The organism is Serratia sp. JSRIV001 (assembly GCF_019968745.1).
In the GTDB taxonomy this organism is placed as follows: Bacteria; Pseudomonadota; Gammaproteobacteria; order Enterobacterales; family Enterobacteriaceae; genus Chania; species Chania fonticola_B.
In genome coordinates this window covers 4407718-4424869 of sequence record NZ_CP074147.1, presented here as the reverse complement: position 1 = coordinate 4424869, position 17152 = coordinate 4407718, and the positions used below count along the sequence as shown (strand labels likewise).

The window sequence follows — 17152 nt, the reverse complement described above, 5'->3', positions numbered from 1 at the left end:
TACAGCCATTAATTTTCCACTGTTTCGCTAACAATAATCATTGTATTTTCTCTCCTCAGAATACCTTCATTCAATAAACCTTCTATGACTTCAGATATTGTTTTTCTCAAGACACTGCTTGTGGCTCTGAATCCCAACATTCTGGAAACAGATGAAATGATTTCGTCATCAGTCGCTCCTAAGTTTCTTGCCACGACTGCATTGATGCCGACGGCTATTTCTTCAGGGGCAATCATTTCAGGTTTTCTCAGACCAGATGACAGAACGTTCTGTCGATTTCGGAGCGTAATTTCTGAGGTACTACACATAAGGAAATTCCCAGCCTGCAATATCGTTCCTTTTTTGCATGCGATATTGATTGCCTGATTTACTGCCGCTTCTATTCTTGCCCCGGCACGCTGTAACCCCCATGCGGTTCTTAGGCGTGTAACGACTTCACCGACATGAATTGGTGACTCGGTTTGAACGATTTTTTCAATCAGGTCCACCAGAATGCTTGCTGGTGTTTCATGCAGCTGCCAATTGGCATGAAACTCAGGGGTAGACTCGATATAATTTTCAACATGTTCAAGGCTCTGTTCAGAATCGACGAGACTAATTTCTGTTACAGACTCACGTTCAATAGTGATAATTTCAATCGGCACAGCTCTGGTATCAGAACTTCTGCGATCCGAACGAAGGGCAAGTTCATTTTTTGCTGTTTCGATTGCTTCGACAGTGCGTTGCAACTGTTCTTCTGGTCGCTGGAACCAGTCGGAGCTCCAAATTCGGTGAATAATCCACCCATGATCCTCCAGCACGGATTGGCGTAATCTGTCACGCTCACGGGCGGACCGAGAGGAATGATAGGCTCGACCATCACACTCAATGCCAATCAGATATCGTCCTGGCATATCAGGATCTGCAATGGCTAAATCGATAAAGAATCCAGCAATGCCAACTTGTGGATGGACCTGGTAACCTCTTTTTTGAAGTGCGTCAGCTACCTGTTCTTCAAACACACTATCCATTGCACGATCGGATTTTTGAGCCAAGGATAAACGTCCTGTGCGAGCGTATTGAAGAAACAGTTTGAACGCAAAGACACCTTTGCCTTTTGCCCGCTCAAGATCGATATCTTCGTCAGTGATTGACGCAAAAACCTCACAACGTCGTTTTGCTCTACTTATCAGAACATTCAAGCGGCGTTCTCCCCCTTCTGCGCCTAGAGGGCCGAAACGCATCGCCATGTAACCATTGGTGTTTTTGGCATAGCCAACGGAAATCATAATCACATCGCGCTCATCTCCCTGAACGTTCTCTAAGTTTTTAACAAAGAACGGTTCATTTGGATGGGCATGGAAGAAATCTTCCAACTCCGGGTTCAGGCGGCGTAATACCTCTAGTTCGTCCTGGATGGCTTTTCGCTGCGAAACCGAGAATGTCGCAACACCCAGAGACAGCCCCTTATGATTTTGTGCATGTTCCATTATTGCTGTAGCTACGCGTCTTGCTTCCACCGGGTTAGAGCTGCTGCTTCCCGATTCAAAAACGCCATTTTGCACATGATGAAATAACAATCCCATTCCGGCTTCTTGAGTGTACGGGCTAGGTACTATAAAGAGTTTATTCTCATAAAATTGGCTGTTAGAGACGGCAATTAATGACTGATGGCGGCTGCGATAATGCCAACGCAACATTCTCTGCGGTAACCCTCTAGCGACAAATAATCCCAATACGCTCTCGATATCTGCCACCTGTGAAAGTTCATCATCATCCTCACTATCCGATTCTGTCATCCTAGAGAAAAAGCTGGTTGGGGGTAATTGTCGCTCATCGCCTACGACAACAACTTGCCCGCATCTTGCAATGGCGCCGATGGCATCAACAGGTTGGATCTGGCTAGCTTCATCCATCACGAGAAGATCAAATTTTTGGCATCCAGGTACCAGAAATTGTGCAATGGATAATGGACTCATCATCATTACTGGTTTTAGAGCTTGTATCGCTAAGCCAGCTTTTAGCATTAGCTGCCGGATTGGCATGTGCCCTCTCTTACGTGCCATTTCTGCACGCAGAATACCAACAGGACCAGCACCACCTATTTGAGATGGAATTCTACGATGATGTGCTCTAACCACTTCAAAGCTGGCTGCTTTGATACCCTTACGATCCAGGTCAGAAAATTTTTCTACTTCTCTGGAATGAAGCTCTCCATCAAATCGAACAAGTTCAGGATCTTGTTCCACCATTAATGCCAATAAAGATTCATAATAAGTGCGTTCAACAGCGGTGAAGCTGTTTTCTTGCGTAAGGCTTCCATTTGCAAGTTTTTCAATAAACTCGCTCATGCCTAGTTTTTTAGCTAAAGAAGCTCGGTATTGCCAAGCAACCCATTTGGAAAGCTGTTCTGAATTATCCATCCACAATAGCAACTTAGTGCCTGCGGCCAGTATTGATAACTCATCAATTGAACCCACTTTAAACAGTGTCTCAGTTTTTGAAGCTAATCTTATCGACAGATTATCGATAATGTTGATAAAATTAATACCTGTCTGTTGATATTGCTTTGCAAGTTCCGCTATTTCATTTCGATTGTTGATGTTGGCTGCAATAAAACGTAAATCCTGATGTTGCTCTATCCAGTTGGAAGCCTGCATCAATGATTTCCAATCGGAATCACTTTTTATCCAGCTATTCGAAAATGCCTGAGCGCCTAGAATATCCAAAGAGTCTATTGTCTGAGATAGTTGCTGTAACTTTATGACCTTCGATAATAAATATCGCCTTTCACTCAAAATATCTGGTGGGTTTTTAAATAGCTCTCTAGATCTTTCGTCAATCCAGATTAACTTTTTAACATGTTTCTCGATAAAGTTAAGTGGTACGCGACTTATAGAGAAGTTATTTTCAAAAAATTCACTTGGAGACGAATCGAAAGCATTCCATAGAGTATCTAACTGAACGCTTACCTGTTCAAATGTGGTATTAAGTTGATCAACTTGGTATTTGACTAAATCACGGTCAGCAAGGCGGCTAGCAAGAACTCGAGTTTCTGTATTGAATTCTTTTAATGTCCTCATCCAATCGATGAGTGCTAACAATAGTTGGCTATTGCTACTTTCCCCACGCCAATCACTGCCAAATGCGGATTGTCCAAATGCATCGAGCTCTTTTATTTTTTTTCTTAATGATTGTACTTCCAGCAGTTTATCTAATAATTCAACTTGCAATGGAATTGGCATTGAAGGGTCGCGAATAAGGGATCGCACAAAAGCCCGTGATTTTCGCCATTCACTGCTGAAAAACCGAAGTGGATCAGTTTGTACTGCCAAACTGTTTCTCGCAGTAATAACGTCAGCTTCCCAGGCAACCCCTTGTAGTTGGTGTTCAATATTAGAATACGTTTCGGTTAATCGTATTATCGAGTTAACGAGGTCTGAAGCTTGTTCAACACCTTGCTCCCAAACGGATGCAATGAGGGCTTCGGGGCTGACTTCGGGCACAGAGGCCACCTTTTCACCTAGTTCGATTAACTGCTTGATATTCTGGCAAGTATCCAGTCCTGTTTGGGACCCTAATTCAAGCTGTAGTTGACGTGCTTCAGCCAGCAGCTTTGTCAAAGACCTCTGAAGAGGAATTGCAGTGGCAAAGCCTGAGGGTAGTAAACTATCCGGAAGCGCATTTAATTCAACCTCGAGTTCAGTAAGAGGCATCTTTAAATTTTCAACTACAATCTCACTCTCAATTTCTGTAAGAATCCTCTGATAATCAAGGCCTAAATTAATTAGATTATTGATCTCTACTAGTTGAGTTTTCCATATTGGCGAGGTTAATGCTTCCACTGAGAGATTGGGCGCGCTGTTAATGTGCTCCGTAACCACCACGAGCTCATCAATATCTTTGAATGTATTTGGAGCAGGGAATAATGCTACATCTCTTGCCAGCGCTATAGTTTTCGAATAAAACTCTGCTAGTTGGATTAGCACACCGTTAATATCTGAGACTAAACGCTCTACCTCGCTGGGTATAATTCTCTCAAGACCAACGCCATGCCACGGGTGATTATCAGGTATCCCAATATCATTTACCCTATCTAAGAGTTCTTTTGTAAGCTCTAAGCGTTTTGTTAAGTCATTGCTGCTCCACAATTCGATGCCGTGCAAACGGAAATTTGTTGGGGCTTGACCAACCTGACGTAAGCGGACTAAGTGACCCATGACTTGATATGGAGTGAGTTCCGAAGGGCTATAAACCTTATGGATCCTGGCTGGATGCTGGTTTAATAGGTCTCGCACTTCGGTCAGATTATCTATCAATGTGTCCGAGAATTCTCCACGTGGGGAGCCTAATTCCCAAACTCTTTTAAGTTCTTCCAGGAAGGCGCGTTTGTTTGTTTTGTTGCTGTGTAGCTCTAGACAAGCATCGCCAACGCCGGACTGATCAAGGCGACGCTTAACAACCTCTAAAGCAGCCATTTTTTCAGCAACGAAAAGAACTGTTTTTCCATCCGCTACAGCAGAAGCAATGATGTTTGCGATAGTTTGTGACTTACCTGTTCCAGGCGGTCCCTGTATGACCAAACTTTTACCCCGACGGACCTCATGAATCGCAAGAGTTTGTGAACTGTCGCTATCCATGATGTGCAACATATCTTTTGGTGGAATAATAGGGTCGATCGGTTCATCTTCGGATAGCAGACTGTCATCCCCATCAAACCCATCCGACATCAGTGCACGGATAATGGGTTGGGTGGTAATACTATCTTTGGCGGGCCAATTAGCAGGATCTAGATCGCGATACATTAAAAATTTAGCGAAGGAAAATAGGCCCAAAGTGATATCATTTTCTAGAACTTGCCAATCAGGCTTAAGGCTGACTGCTTCAGCGATATCTGACATGTAACTAGTAATATTTAATTCATGATTATCATCTGGTCTCAGCTCTGGAAGAGTAAGTTGGTGAATTTTTTCTAAAAAGGCCTCCAGAGAAAGGTTCGCGATAATTTCTTCGTTCCTTGCTCGTAGTTTAAACCTTTCACCGACATTGCCACGTTCAAGGGTTACAGGAATTAAAATTAATGGCGCATAGCGAATATTTTCTTTATTAGCAGGATCTATCCATTTTAACGTTCCCAGTGCTAAATAAAGAATATTGACACCTTGTTCTTCCTCTAACGTTCGAGAGTCGTGATAAAGATCCAATAGCCTTTTTTGTAACCCTTTAGCCGTCAGCCTTGTTTGGAGTTTTGTATCTAAATGTTGTGCTTTTGGAGTATCATCTTCTTTGAATGGATAGAGAAATGTTTCAATGTTATCATTCGCTTCTTCACTTTCCTGGTTATCATCATCTTTGCCAGTTTTCCCATGCAGGAAGGTAAAGGTTTTTGCTTCAATCACTAATAGCTTATAAATATCTTCAGAGCGCTCATCACACACATCAAGAAATTTTGACGTCCGTGCTCTGGGAATGTTGAGCAATCTATTTCTAGCACCTAAATCAAGCAGTTGCGCTCGTGCTCTTTCAAGTTTTTGCTCAAGGGAGAATGCATTGCTTTGAAATAGTGTCCCTTCGTTATCATTCATACAATTATTAGTCCGTCATATTGTTCTTGTTAACCCCTACGCTATCTGAGATATCATTGCGGTAGGATGCTATGAAAGAGTGCTGATGAATATTTTATAATAATTTGATAATGACTTTACTCCAGCCCCGAGAGGAAGTGAAGAGGGGTATTCTGGTTTAGGTCTCTGTTTTTGCGTCTTTTGACGATTGGTGGCAAGGTTTCCTTACTAAGGCTTGATTAGTCAGAGGGGGAGATTGGGGGCGATTTACACGTTAGATAGGCTATTTTGATGTGGATAGGAAAATTCTTATCTATTAAAAGTTTCCCCCATAAAGTCGCTAGCCTCATCATCGAGGAGCGTAAGTTTCAAACACAAAAAAGCCCGCAATGTGAATTGCGGGCTTTTTTGTCACTGTCGCCGGGTCTATCTGGTATCACTGGCGACCTATTTGGGCTGGGGGAATCTGAATGGATTGATTAATTTGTTGTATTTATTGATAAAAATCTAATTCAAGTTTGTGGCGTGTACCTAAACGTGTACCAATTATGAAAAGTGATGATTAGTTGTGACTAAATTTCAATCAGTTTGCAGACTGGCGATTAGCGTTTTTTATCCCATGCCTGTTGGATTAATCTCACATCGGGTTTAAAGCGCGACATGTGGCGAATGCCAACTACAGGCACATCTAGCTGCTTAAATCGAGCTGTAAAACAAAAGGTGGAGTAAAAGCTATTTTGACTGACATATTCAGGCCTTTCACCTTTAGCGAAGGTTGTCAGCAACAATCTTGCCGCTGAGGGATTAGCTCAGGCCTGAACTGACAGCGAGAAGGAGACGTTAGAACTTATCCCCTCACAATGAAAAATGGCTACGAAATTCGTGGCTATTCAGTTGGCTTATTTTTGATACGCATAGAACTGGTAATGGAAAACCGGGAGGCATGACGTTTTTTTGATCTGTGATAACTATCAGTGTGTTATATACCGGAACAGGTTGATATGACTAAGTTCAACGTGCATATATTCTGGAGAACGCTATATGGGATAGCGTATCAGGAGATACACAATGACTCTGTATTATATTTCGGCAGTTCGCATGGATGCAAGTAACCAGCACATTGAGTATGTAAAAATCATTAAAGGTGGTAAAGGTGAGGCTGATACAACAATCAATTCTAGGCAGTTTGTTGCAGAATTGATCAACGACGGGGCGACAAAATTTAAAACCATCACCAAAAAAGATGGTCAGTGGGTTAACGGGGCAGATGTTCACGTTATCGATGACATTTACCTTTCGACAGACCGTAACAATACCAAACGCGATAATCTGGGTAACTTGCCGAAGTTTTAAGCGCATTCAATACCCCTCATATACTCTCCGGCCCTAAGTTCGGGAAGCATATGAGTTAATCATTCTCCGGAGACAGCGAAGTCGTAGTCTCCGTTTTATTGCTTTAACAGGAGACTCAACTCTGCTGAATCACCGGCGCTAAACCATCATAACTCTGAACTGCCGTTGCGCTTAGAAAAAAAAGATTTATAGAAAAACTAGTCACACTGTTCACTTTTGAATTTTCTCTATATTAATCATTACATTAAAGGGTGATGAGTTTTCCGGGAACTGTGCACAACTCTTCACTCCAGTGTGAACAGTCCCGATCCGCGAACACAAAACCAGCCGGAACGTTGCCACAAAAAAAGATTTATAGAAAAACTGGTCACACTGTTCACTTTTTGTATTTTATTTATATAAATCATTGTGTTAAGTGGTGGTGAGTTATCCGGGAACTGTACACAACTGTTCACTCCAGCGTGAACAGTGGCGATCGGCAAGCACAAAAAAACCGGCCGGAGCCGGTTTTGCCGTTGTAGTGAAAGGGGGTAGTGAAAGGCCCGCAAGCGGGCCAGAAGGATAACCGATACATTTTCCCTGGTGTTGGATTGTATGCGGTTTATACAAGGGACTATAAATGCCTGACTGCGGCAGCGTCCAATGGGTTCGGCAGATCAATAGCCGCGTATTGATCGGCGAAAACGATCGTGACCACGTTCACTCAGTGGGCTTCACACTTAGGCAGCCAATCGGCCTCACAATCCTCACTCAGTACCAGGTTGGTCTGTATCCCCTGGTTGGTCTTGCGCTTAAGCAAGGTGATCTCGTATTCGCGCAAGGTCTGCGGGATGGCCCGCCCGAACGCGGTCAGATTGAGTGGGTATTTGTGGCCTCGGGCCTCCATGTAAGACAGGTAAGCGTGATACAGATACTTGCGCGGATTGGCGGGCACAATGTTGGCGTTCCCCATATACAGGCCGTGGGGTTCACTCTCTTCCAGCAGGTAGCCACAAAAATCAACCAGCGGATCGGCACTGCGTTTGATCTCCAGCGCTTCATCCGAGTGTTGCTGCGCCTGGAGCAGGTCGCGGGCATCGTTCGGGCTGGCAAAGCGTTGCATCAGGTGCCGCACGATCACCGCCAGTTCGCCGGTGATTTTGGTCAGGAGCTGCGGATCGCGTTCATGGGTCGGTATCACCTCCGGGAACGGCAGGATCACCCGGCGACGGGATACACCGCCGCTGCGGTCACTGAATTGCATCGGGTTGTTGTTCACCGCCAGGATCACCGCCGGAATATGGGTGGAGTAGCCATCACGGTATTTCGGATCGATGGCGACGGCATCACCGCCGGTGATCGCCTTGATGCCTGCCCCGTCACCGCTCCATTTTTCCTGGTCAGGCAGGATAATCAGCGAGAATCCGACCACTGAGGCCCGATCCCGCGAGGATTCCAGCGTATCGATAGAGGCCGAGGTGGTGTTGTCTTTCCCCGCCAGCAGGCTGGCGATGGAGGCCATCACGCTTTTCCCGCTGCCACCCGGCCCGGTCACTTCCAGGAACATCTGCCAGTCATAGCGGTTTGCCAGCACCATAAAGAGCGCCGCGAGGATACGTTCCCGTTTGTCGGGTTGCTGTCCTGCGGCCCGCATTAGCCAGCGCCAGAAGTGCGGCGCGTGGTCGGCCAGATTTTCCCCTGCCTTGGATGGCGTGTAATCCACGCTGTTCACAGTGCGCAGCCAGTGGGTTTTCTGGTGGGCGCTAAACTGGCCGGTGACGGTATCAAACACGCCATTACGAAAGCCAATAAACTGGCGGGCCGGGGTGCCCATCTGCGGCACCATCAGTTTAAGCGTATCCAGGACGCTGCCGATCCCGGAGGCCGAGAACGGGGCGCGGATTTTCTGGAACAGGGCGGCAATTTCCCGGCTAAGTACCCGGTAAGGCAATACCTGCCATGCGCCGTTCTCGTAGCGGCATAAATCTTCCCCCACCGGCGGCACCGCCAGCAAGTGCTGGTAATGTTCGGCCAGCAGTGCGGCTTTCTCACTGGCGCTCATGGCTTTCAGGTCGGCATCGCTGAGGGTGTCGAACGGGCTAGGGTGCTGCGGTGGGTTAAACGCCTGCAACTGTGCCAGGGTAGGGAGTTTGCCCTGTTGCTGATAGAGATCGTTCCAGTCACCGATCATCGGCGGTAATGCCAGTTTAGCGCCGGTCAGTTGGGCGGCCTCGGTGGCGCGAGTTTGGCCGGTGCCGTTCTCGTCATTGTCGGCGGCCAGCAGTAGCAATGCATTCGGGTAGTGTGCGCGCAACTGTTGCGCCAGGGTGGGCAGGTTATTGGCACTGAGCGTAATACAGACGCTTTCCCCGGTCAGTTGATGCACGGTCAGCCCGGTGGCGTAGCCTTCCGTTAACCAGATCACCGCGTGATCCGGCCCGGCCAGATAATGGCAAGTGTCTTTGACCTGTCCCCCGGCCAGGGTACGCTTGTCGCCTGCGGTGTTGATCAACTGGACGTTAACCACTTTCCCGGCGGCATTGGTCAGTGGTAACAGCAGATCACCGGGTTGATAGGTGATACCGCCCACGCGCAGGGGCTTACCCTGTAAGGTTAGGGTGTCCACATCCGGCCAGCCTTTGCGAGTCAGGTAGGCATTGCCTGCCTGGGGGACGGCGGCGGCCAACAGTTGGCGGGCCTGTTCGGCGGCTTGCTGCCGGGCCAGGGTTTTCTCCTGTTGGCTATTCTGCACCGGTAAGGGGGCGTGTGAGGTGTTGCCCAATACCCCGGCCACCTTGCTGGCGGCCTCTTTGGTGGTCACCGCCAGCGCCTTTTCGACCAGTGAAAGACCATCCCCGCCGCCACACTGGTTGCAGAACCAGGTTCCGCGCCCTTGCTGGTTGTCAAAGCGAAAACGGTCTTTACCGCCGCATACCGGGCAAGGCTGCGCCCGCCCCCCGGCGGTGATGTGAATGCCCAGGGCAGGAAGTAATACCGGCCATTGGCCGGTTGCTGCACGTGAGGTCTGTGAAACGTTTAATAGCGTCATCGTCGCCCCCTCAATGCACGGTCGTGTTAGCGGTGGCAGTGAGCTGGTCACAGCACAGTTCGTCCATCATCTTTTGCCCTAATGGCGTCAGGCGGGGAGGGGCAACCAGGATATCCGGCTGCACCATATCACCCAACATGGCACAGGCCATGTCCATACCGTCTTCCGGGCCATGCTGACCAACAAAGTAGCCTTCCAACTGCATGGCGATGGTCATTTGCAATTCATCCAGCGAGTAACCGAGGCTAAGCCCATAAAAGGCGCAGGTATCGAGATAGGCTTGTGCCACGGCACGGCGATACACCGCTGTACGCACTTCAATAGGCAGGCAGGATTGATTGAGTGTGTTCATGCGGCGGTCGCCTCCAGGTTGTGATTGATATGGGATTCGCAGGTGGTGACCACCTGTCCGAGTTGGTCGGTCAGTACCGCCACCACGGAAGCCAGTGCGCCTTGCTGGAAGCTGTCCGGGCGTTGGCCGCAGCAGTTCATCTGATCGAGCATATCGAGGAACAACACCCCGACAGAGTGCGCATGCTGTAGGCGCAGGAAATCGGCGTGCGGGATCGGGTAGTGGGTATCGCTATAGAAGCGGGCGGCTAGAGTATTCATGCCACCTCCGCGACAGGCAGACGGCCTGCGAAGGCCAGCACGTAATCACGTACCAGGGCGCGGCGGGCGGCGTGCTCACAGGTGGCAACGGTGCGCAGCATGCAGGGCTGTAATGTGGTGGTGTTGCGGCGCACGGCAGCAAACAGGAAGATAAATTGCGGGTGTGACGGGGTGAGGATAGTAGCCATGGTGGCAGCCTCCAATAAGTATTGGTTATTGCTACCACCGAAGTTCCTACACTTATGGGTGGTAGCCCAGACGGGGGTAGGAATACCGGCCTTATTGGAAACCGGCCAGCCCGAAGGCTGCCCCGCCTGAGCCACCATTGTTTGATCGCTACAGTAGCATAAAAACCACTGTGCAAAAAATGAGTGCGCTAAGGCCACGACATAAAAAAACACGCTAGGCGCGTGTTGAGTCGCCAATAAGTAACACGGGTTCCTACGCCCGACTGTCGATTGTGCGACAGCGCAAGGACTATAACGTAGGGCTTGCCGCCAGGGCAAGCCAGAAAACGCATACGGACATTCAATCGATCGCATAGTGATCAACAGTCTGTCAGGTCAGAGGTTTTGTAGCTGTCGGCGGCGTTGGAAAGCGGCACATGGCGCACTTGGGGGCGGTGGTAAATTGATGGCCCCTGGCAAGTAAGGGCAATCACGCCATGCTTGGCGCTGTGGCGTTCAGACAGGGCCATTTTAGGGTTCTTGCGCAGCATCAGGATAGCTTCTGCCACAAACAGGGCATCGCTGTGATCCAGGCTAAAGGTTTGTTGGCCGAGCGTCAGGAGCATCATACGGCAGCCTCCTGGTGACGGTTGGCGATACGTTCAGCCATCCACTCTTCAACCTCAGACTCAAGCCAGGCAACATTCTTACCGCCCAGGGAAATCTGGCTCGGGAACTGTGAACGCCCAATCATTTCATACACAGTGGAGCGGGAAAGGCCGGTGGTATAGAGCACCTCAGGCAGGCGCATAAAGCGATCGCGGGACGTGGGATCGGTCAGGGTTGGCGCAGGGGTAGTACGGGACGGTGTGGCAACTGCAAGCATGGTTATGCTACCTCGTTTGTATCCGGTGGTGACTCACCGGGACTGTGTGGACTCGTGTGGTAGCACCCTATTATGTGAATATTTTTCATGATGGCAACAAGGGCTTGTTGTGTGGTGGATTACGCAATTGACTGAAAAAAATACACATTATGTGATTAATAGTGATAAGGGATGAGGAAGGGGAGAAGGAATTTAATCTGAAAGAAATAGTGGTAAATCAATAATAATTAATAGGTAAAAGCATTTAAAAAGACGATGAAGAGGCTAGCCAGAAAAAAGGTCAATTTTGGGCAGGGTGAACAGTAGTGAACAGTGAGTGATGAGTTTTAAGTCAACTGTTCACTACTTTACTTACTGATTTAACTCTATTTTTTATTGAAGTGAACAGTAGTGAATAGTTTATATAAAAACTAAAATCTCGGTGATGGTTTTCTGGGCAATTTCACGGGGTGTTGTCCTGCCGGTGATCCAACGGGCATTGATAGCGATGTTGTGCGGTTATCAACAGAATGGCGACACATTGACGAACACCGGAGACACCACAATGAGTACCACGCTACCCAAGTCCATCACCGAAAAGCTGCAAGTGCTGCGTGACGCCCGCGCCGCCCACGACAAAAACGCCCAGGAGCTAACGGAGGTCGTAACAGGTATCGCCCGTTGCCATCAACAGAAGAAAGACACTGAGGTGGAAAGTCTCGAAGCGGAAAGCCAGTGGCGTACCCTGTTTCGCAAACTGCGTGGGGAAATGACCCCGGAGTTGCAAGCGCAGCACCACAGCCGGATCTCCAAGCGGGAACTGACCAAAGAGTTCGACGGCCTGATAGAAGAAATGGAGGTGGATAAAATGCATCTCCACCTCTGTTGTGGAACGACAGCCCCCAAGCTGGTTGACGCGCACCGAGAGGCTTTGAACGCCTTTGCCGAGTACGCAATGAACCAGGCAGCGGATGCGCTTGGGAAAGCGCTCCTGACTGCCGATGTTGTCAATGCCTGCTCCCTGGCAAAGAAAGCCTACAGTGTTTATCACGATAACCCGATGGACGTCATTGAACAGCGCATATTGGGGGGGCTGAATGCCCATGTCAGTGCAGCTATGGCGCAAAAGAATATACAGCACCCGGTGCTGAGCGAAATCGGACTGGCACAGCCCGAGGAAACAGGGGTATTGCCGGAACTGCGCACTAACTTGATCAAGCGCATGCGGATAGCGACGGAAGTGGCGGAAAAACGCAAGCGCTTCAAGGAGCGAGGGATGAAATCATGATGCGTTGTCCCTTTTGCCGCAGTGGTTCACATACCCGCACCAGCCGTTATTTAACCGAGCAGACCAAAGAAGCGTATTACCAGTGTCAGAATATCGATTGTTCCAGCACCTTTAAAACGCGGGAAAGTATTGAGCATGTAATCCGACGGCCCTCGCCACCGGAAACTATTCCGGCACCGCCCCCACCGGAACGCCGAACGTTAAACCGTTACGGCAACAATAATCACCTGCACTGATTAACCATCCCCCGCATCTTTTACCAGGATGCGGTTTTTGCATTCCACCGCTCTCCCGAAATCAGCCTTTTTTCTGGCTAGCCTGCCTCAAACTGCGCGTGCATGCATAGAGTGCATGATTTTGCATGCGTATAATGTGCGTGTTTAGCCTACCTCGCCCCAGTGCTGGCGCGGTTTCAAGCCAGGCATGCAACTGCATGAAAAGCGATACATGAAGCGGGCAGGCGAGGCGGGGATAGCATTGCGCGCAGGCGTAGTTTAATGAATTTAGTGAAGAAGCGTTGCCCTGCCTGTGCTCATTCTACTGTTACATGTATCAGCCATTGTTTATCAGAGCAAACGAATGAAAGCTCCTTACTACAAGAGCCTGTAGGGCATCGAGCTGCGCAATATAGTTAGTATATAAAAGTTAGGGGGCTGAAGAGCAAGGGAAATAAAAGTGTGACGTATATCTTAATTAATAAATGCTTGCATTTGAATTAGTTTCTTTTGTTGATTATTTCTTTTTAATGTTTGTCGGCAAGGCATTTAAGTCTATGTAATATTAATTGTTTTGTACTTTATTTTATGCTACAAGAAAGCTAAACAAATTTGTTAAGGTATTCATATGGAAATTTATAACGAGATAATGGTTTTTCTTGCAAACCCTATAGTTGCTTTGTTTGGTTATATTATAGGTGTTACTTCAGGTGTGTTCGGAATAGTTCAAATGTGCAGGGTTTCTAAGAAGGAAAAGGAAATCATATCACTTACAAGAATAAATAATGCATTGACACTAGAAAATAATAATCTCAAAGTAAATAATAATACTATTTCCCAAGGGGAAAAGTCACAATACTTTCAAGAGAATAACGGTCCTGTAAATATTGATATTGGGTGATGTATGGTGATGAAATCTGGAGTTAATTTCGATAACAACCATGGGCCTGTGACAATACTCAATAAGCCCAATGTGATTCGTGCAAGTGTTGTTGGCCAGTTAGTTGAAATACTATCACAAGCTAATTCTATTTCAGATAACTTGAGTAGGGTTCCGGCTGAAATTGATTTGAAGATAAACTTTAATGATTTAAAAAGAAATAGATGGATTGCAGAGTTATACAAACAAGATTCACTTATTGTTGATGAGTCAATTAGATCACTTGATCTATTAATTCCTCGAGGTAGTGAGAAATTAAAGAGACAAATGAAAGGGTTTTATAAACAAGCACTAGGTAGGTTCAGTGTACAGGGAGGTGTGTTAGAACTTGAAAGAGTAAAGGTAAATTCGGATAACATTATTGATGAAGTTATTAAGTACACGCGTGATCTTATTGATGACTGTTCTAATATAAATAGTGGTATATATAAGGAAGATATAGACTACGGCATTCAATTGATTGTTAGTTATTCCATCATAGAATGTGTTATATTGGAGAATCCAAATGATCACAATTGATTCGGATCCTCAAGCTAATCCTATTTATATCGGTGGGGTAATTATTAGTTTATTTCATCAATCTGACTTTAATATAAAAACAGTAGAGAGACTTTTTGATGAAGTTAGAGCTTTCCTAAATATTTCCTTCGATGTTTTTGTTCAAGCATTAGATTGGTTATATATAATAGGTGTTATTGAACTAAATGAGGCTGGAGAGTTGGTCTATGCATCTAAATAAGCTAATAGTATATAAAAATGGGTGTGTTATAAGAAGTATTTCATTTAAAATGGGTTTGAATTTAGTTATAAACAGGCCGACAATCGGGAAGGAAAGTGGGAATAGCGTTGGGAAATCAACGTTATCAAGATTGGTCGACTATTTGTTTATGTCTTCTGGTGTGGATATTTATCATGATACGGAGTTTGGCAAGTCAATTATAGACATAGAGAAATTTATTACTGCTAATAATATATTAATTGAGCTGGCATTCACCTCTTATGACAATAATGAATATAAAATTGCAAGGACACTTACAGTTAATGAAAAAGATGTTTCTTATTATATAGATGAAGTTGGTGTGAGTAAGATTGATTATGTCGATTTTATTTCTAAAAGTATTTTTGGCATCATGAGTTCTGGGCCATCGATAAGAAATTTGAGTCATAAATTCATACGAAATACGCATGATAAAATGCAGAACACAATAAAGTTCCTTTATGACAAAACGACTGGTGACACATATGATCAACTTTATTTGTTTTTGTTTGGGTTCGATGCTCTTCCTTTGCTAAAGCAAAAGATAAAATTAAATAGAGAAATTAAAAAGTACGAGAGAAACCTAAGTGCTTATAGGTCACCACATAAAGAAAGCGTGTTAAAAAAACTTATTAAGCCACTAAGCATTGAAATAAACACTCTCGAGAAAGATATCAGATCTTTTGATTTTAAAGATAGTCATACGGATGGCGTCAAAAAATTAGTTGATGTTCAAGCAGAAATTTCAGACTTATCTATTAAATACTCGAATGCTAGTATGAGAATAAAAACATTAGACAAGTCAATTTCTTTGCTTAAAAATAATATTTCGGACGCAATTACTAATGACTTAAAAGAGATTTATGCAAGTGCTCAAGTATATATAACAGACGTGCTTGCTTCATCATATAGTGAGATGTTATCGTTCCATAATAAAATCATAAAAAATAAGATGGAATTTCTTGAGGGGGAATTGAATTTAAAAAAGAGCCAGGCAGAAGTTATTAATGAAAAATTGAATTTATTACATCAGTCGGAATCCTCTTTATTTAAAACTATAAAAGAGCCTGAGACATTGAAGTCAATAACACTGATGTTCAATAAGTTATCTGATCTAAAAGACAATCTATCGGCTATAAAAGTAAATTTAGATAGAATAGAAGAAACCAAGAGTAATATTGAAGGTTTAAAAAATGAGTGTAACGAAGTAATAATAAAAATTAATAAATCTCTAGATAGTTTAGAAGGCAATCTGGAAATCTTTAATGATTACTTTGGTAGAATTACAAAGTTAATATATGGTGATAGATATATATTTGACTTGGTTTTTGACTCGGAAAAAGGTAAATGTCAATTTGATATATCTTGTGTTACTCCAAATAGTACAGGCGGTAAGAAAAAAGGAGAATTGACTGCCTTCGATTTGGCGTACATAGAGTTTGTCAATAAAACAAAGTTAAAGAGGCCAACATTCATAATTCATGATAGCATTGAAGATGTCGATATTAATCAGATTAGAGATATCTTTAACTATGCAAAAGGAATTAATGGTCAATACATTGTTTCTATTTTAAGTGATAAATTTGACTCAGAGATAGATAGAGATATTATTGAAAATGATTGCATTCTAGAACTCTCTGAGGGTGATAAGTTTTTCAAAATATAGCACCTGAAAATTATTTGCATTAATTGAATAATGATCATGTATAGTGTTGGTGATTTTGATATTCAATCTAAACTTACAATTATATAAAGACTCAATCCACTTCGTAGAGTTCTACTACGAAGTGGCCATTGCTGATGCTTTTTAAGACTGTTTTTTATAATGCCCTGTCCTTACTCTTCTACCGATCTCTCGTTCTATTACTCCAGTGGCATAGTAATTATTACCTCCAGGAATTGAGGCTACAATTTTATGATTGCAATTCTCACAAATAAAGTCAGTTCTTATATTGTTTGCATAGGCTCTTTGGCAAGAACTATCATCATAAACAAGAGTTGCATCGCAGTGTGGGCAAAAACACCAAAGATTAGTAATATTATTACCTACCCAATTCCACCGCCATTTTGCATTATATATTAAATCTGATGTATATGATTTATAACCTGACTCTGTGGCCGGACTTTTGAAGAGAATTAAGACATTCACTAAGCCTATTAGTGAAAAAATGAAAGCTATTAGCCATATCCATCCAGGAAGCGAATGTGATGCAACAAGCATTTCCCAGCACCACATCAAACCTGAGTAAACCCACTTGAAAAGCTTGACAATAAGCCCCCGAATCACGGGGAAAAATAAAAGAATGACGCCTGCGATAACTGAAGCAATCACCGTATTTCTTATTGATTTAAAAGAGTTTTCGCTCATAATTAGTCCTGAATTT

15 protein-coding genes are annotated in these 17152 nt (G+C 44.9%); 7 read left to right on the top strand and 8 right to left on the bottom strand.

What is annotated here, in order from left to right; translation table 11 throughout:
- Positions 1-8: 8 nt before the first annotated feature.
- A complete protein-coding gene (locus KGP17_RS20510) occupies positions 9-5564 on the bottom strand; it encodes a DUF3320 domain-containing protein (protein WP_223498237.1) in 5556 nt (1851 codons plus the stop codon).
- Between the two features lie 1047 nt (positions 5565-6611).
- Between KGP17_RS20510 and KGP17_RS20505 the strand changes: the two genes are divergently transcribed.
- Entirely contained in the window at positions 6612-6896 is a 285-nt protein-coding gene (locus KGP17_RS20505; protein WP_223498236.1) for a DUF3892 domain-containing protein, read from the top strand.
- Between the two features lie 703 nt (positions 6897-7599).
- Here KGP17_RS20505 and KGP17_RS20500 read toward each other — a convergent pair.
- Genes KGP17_RS20500 through KGP17_RS20475 form a run of 6 tightly spaced genes read right to left on the bottom strand, consistent with a single transcriptional unit; the run spans position 7600 to position 11589 of the window.
- Positions 7600-9924, bottom strand: coding sequence for a primase-helicase zinc-binding domain-containing protein (locus KGP17_RS20500; RefSeq protein WP_223498235.1), 2325 nt, complete (start codon positions 9922-9924; stop codon positions 7600-7602).
- Between the two features lie 10 nt (positions 9925-9934).
- Positions 9935-10276: a DUF5375 family protein gene (locus tag KGP17_RS20495; protein ID WP_059201569.1), complete on the bottom strand. Its 342-nt coding sequence runs from the start codon at positions 10274-10276 to the stop codon at positions 9935-9937.
- On the bottom strand, positions 10273-10536 hold the full coding sequence (locus KGP17_RS20490; protein WP_199063633.1) for a hypothetical protein: 264 nt from the start codon (positions 10534-10536) through the stop codon (positions 10273-10275). The genes KGP17_RS20495 and KGP17_RS20490 overlap by 4 nt, the downstream gene beginning before the upstream one ends.
- Positions 10533-11078, bottom strand: a complete 546-nt coding sequence (locus KGP17_RS20485) for a host cell division inhibitor Icd-like protein (protein ID WP_223498234.1) — start codon at positions 11076-11078, stop codon at positions 10533-10535. Before KGP17_RS20485 ends, KGP17_RS20490 begins: the two co-directional genes overlap by 4 nt.
- A 5-nt stretch (positions 11079-11083) precedes the next feature.
- Positions 11084-11332 carry a hypothetical protein gene (locus tag KGP17_RS20480; RefSeq protein ID WP_021807667.1) on the bottom strand — a complete coding sequence of 83 codons (249 nt, stop codon included), beginning with the start codon at positions 11330-11332 and terminating at the stop codon, positions 11084-11086.
- Positions 11329-11589, bottom strand: a complete 261-nt coding sequence (locus tag KGP17_RS20475; RefSeq protein ID WP_223498233.1) for an AlpA family transcriptional regulator — start codon at positions 11587-11589, stop codon at positions 11329-11331. The genes KGP17_RS20480 and KGP17_RS20475 overlap by 4 nt, the downstream gene beginning before the upstream one ends.
- 544 nt (positions 11590-12133) lie before the next feature.
- Here KGP17_RS20475 and KGP17_RS20470 point away from each other — a divergent pair.
- The 6 genes from KGP17_RS20470 to KGP17_RS20445 all read left to right on the top strand — a co-directional run bounded on the left by KGP17_RS20470 (position 12134) and on the right by KGP17_RS20445 (position 16434).
- The gene (locus KGP17_RS20470) at positions 12134-12856 is read left to right on the top strand and encodes an NAD-dependent aldehyde dehydrogenase (RefSeq protein WP_223498232.1); all 723 of its coding nucleotides are present in this window, start codon (positions 12134-12136) and stop codon (positions 12854-12856) included.
- Positions 12853-13092, top strand: a complete 240-nt coding sequence (locus KGP17_RS20465) for an ogr/Delta-like zinc finger family protein (protein WP_071998200.1) — start codon at positions 12853-12855, stop codon at positions 13090-13092. The genes KGP17_RS20470 and KGP17_RS20465 overlap by 4 nt, the downstream gene beginning before the upstream one ends.
- 607 nt (positions 13093-13699) lie before the next feature.
- The gene (locus KGP17_RS20460; protein ID WP_223498231.1) at positions 13700-13972 is read left to right on the top strand and encodes a hypothetical protein; all 273 of its coding nucleotides are present in this window, start codon (positions 13700-13702) and stop codon (positions 13970-13972) included.
- A gap of 3 nt (positions 13973-13975) precedes the next feature.
- On the top strand, positions 13976-14530 hold the full coding sequence (locus KGP17_RS20455) for a hypothetical protein (RefSeq protein ID WP_223498230.1): 555 nt from the start codon (positions 13976-13978) through the stop codon (positions 14528-14530).
- The gene (locus KGP17_RS20450) at positions 14517-14750 is read left to right on the top strand and encodes an ABC-three component system middle component 6 (protein ID WP_223498229.1); all 234 of its coding nucleotides are present in this window, start codon (positions 14517-14519) and stop codon (positions 14748-14750) included. The genes KGP17_RS20455 and KGP17_RS20450 overlap by 14 nt, the downstream gene beginning before the upstream one ends.
- A complete protein-coding gene (locus KGP17_RS20445) occupies positions 14737-16434 on the top strand; it encodes a DUF2326 domain-containing protein (protein ID WP_223498228.1) in 1698 nt (565 codons plus the stop codon). Before KGP17_RS20450 ends, KGP17_RS20445 begins: the two co-directional genes overlap by 14 nt.
- 141 nt (positions 16435-16575) lie before the next feature.
- Here KGP17_RS20445 and KGP17_RS20440 read toward each other — a convergent pair whose 3' ends face one another.
- Entirely contained in the window at positions 16576-17136 is a 561-nt protein-coding gene (locus tag KGP17_RS20440) for a hypothetical protein (RefSeq protein ID WP_223498227.1), read from the bottom strand.
- Between the last annotated feature and the right edge of the window lie 16 nt (positions 17137-17152).

Excerpts from the sequence above, each read along its gene's own strand:
- KGP17_RS20510 (WP_223498237.1), bottom strand. The coding sequence starts at position 5,564 with ATGAATGATAACGAAGGGACACTATTTCAAAGCAATGCATTCTCCCTT.
- KGP17_RS20505 (WP_223498236.1), top strand. The coding sequence starts at position 6,612 with ATGACTCTGTATTATATTTCGGCAGTTCGCATGGATGCAAGTAACCAG.
- KGP17_RS20500 (WP_223498235.1), bottom strand. The coding sequence starts at position 9,924 with ATGACGCTATTAAACGTTTCACAGACCTCACGTGCAGCAACCGGCCAA.
- KGP17_RS20495 (WP_059201569.1), bottom strand. The coding sequence starts at position 10,276 with ATGAACACACTCAATCAATCCTGCCTGCCTATTGAAGTGCGTACAGCG.
- KGP17_RS20490 (WP_199063633.1), bottom strand. The coding sequence starts at position 10,536 with ATGAATACTCTAGCCGCCCGCTTCTATAGCGATACCCACTACCCGATC.
- KGP17_RS20485 (WP_223498234.1), bottom strand. The coding sequence starts at position 11,078 with ATGCGATCGATTGAATGTCCGTATGCGTTTTCTGGCTTGCCCTGGCGG.
- KGP17_RS20480 (WP_021807667.1), bottom strand. The coding sequence starts at position 11,332 with ATGATGCTCCTGACGCTCGGCCAACAAACCTTTAGCCTGGATCACAGC.
- KGP17_RS20475 (WP_223498233.1), bottom strand. The coding sequence starts at position 11,589 with ATGCTTGCAGTTGCCACACCGTCCCGTACTACCCCTGCGCCAACCCTG.
- KGP17_RS20470 (WP_223498232.1), top strand. The coding sequence starts at position 12,134 with ATGAGTACCACGCTACCCAAGTCCATCACCGAAAAGCTGCAAGTGCTG.
- KGP17_RS20465 (WP_071998200.1), top strand. The coding sequence starts at position 12,853 with ATGATGCGTTGTCCCTTTTGCCGCAGTGGTTCACATACCCGCACCAGC.
- KGP17_RS20460 (WP_223498231.1), top strand. The coding sequence starts at position 13,700 with ATGGAAATTTATAACGAGATAATGGTTTTTCTTGCAAACCCTATAGTT.
- KGP17_RS20455 (WP_223498230.1), top strand. The coding sequence starts at position 13,976 with ATGGTGATGAAATCTGGAGTTAATTTCGATAACAACCATGGGCCTGTG.
- KGP17_RS20450 (WP_223498229.1), top strand. The coding sequence starts at position 14,517 with ATGATCACAATTGATTCGGATCCTCAAGCTAATCCTATTTATATCGGT.
- KGP17_RS20445 (WP_223498228.1), top strand. The coding sequence starts at position 14,737 with ATGCATCTAAATAAGCTAATAGTATATAAAAATGGGTGTGTTATAAGA.
- KGP17_RS20440 (WP_223498227.1), bottom strand. The coding sequence starts at position 17,136 with ATGAGCGAAAACTCTTTTAAATCAATAAGAAATACGGTGATTGCTTCA.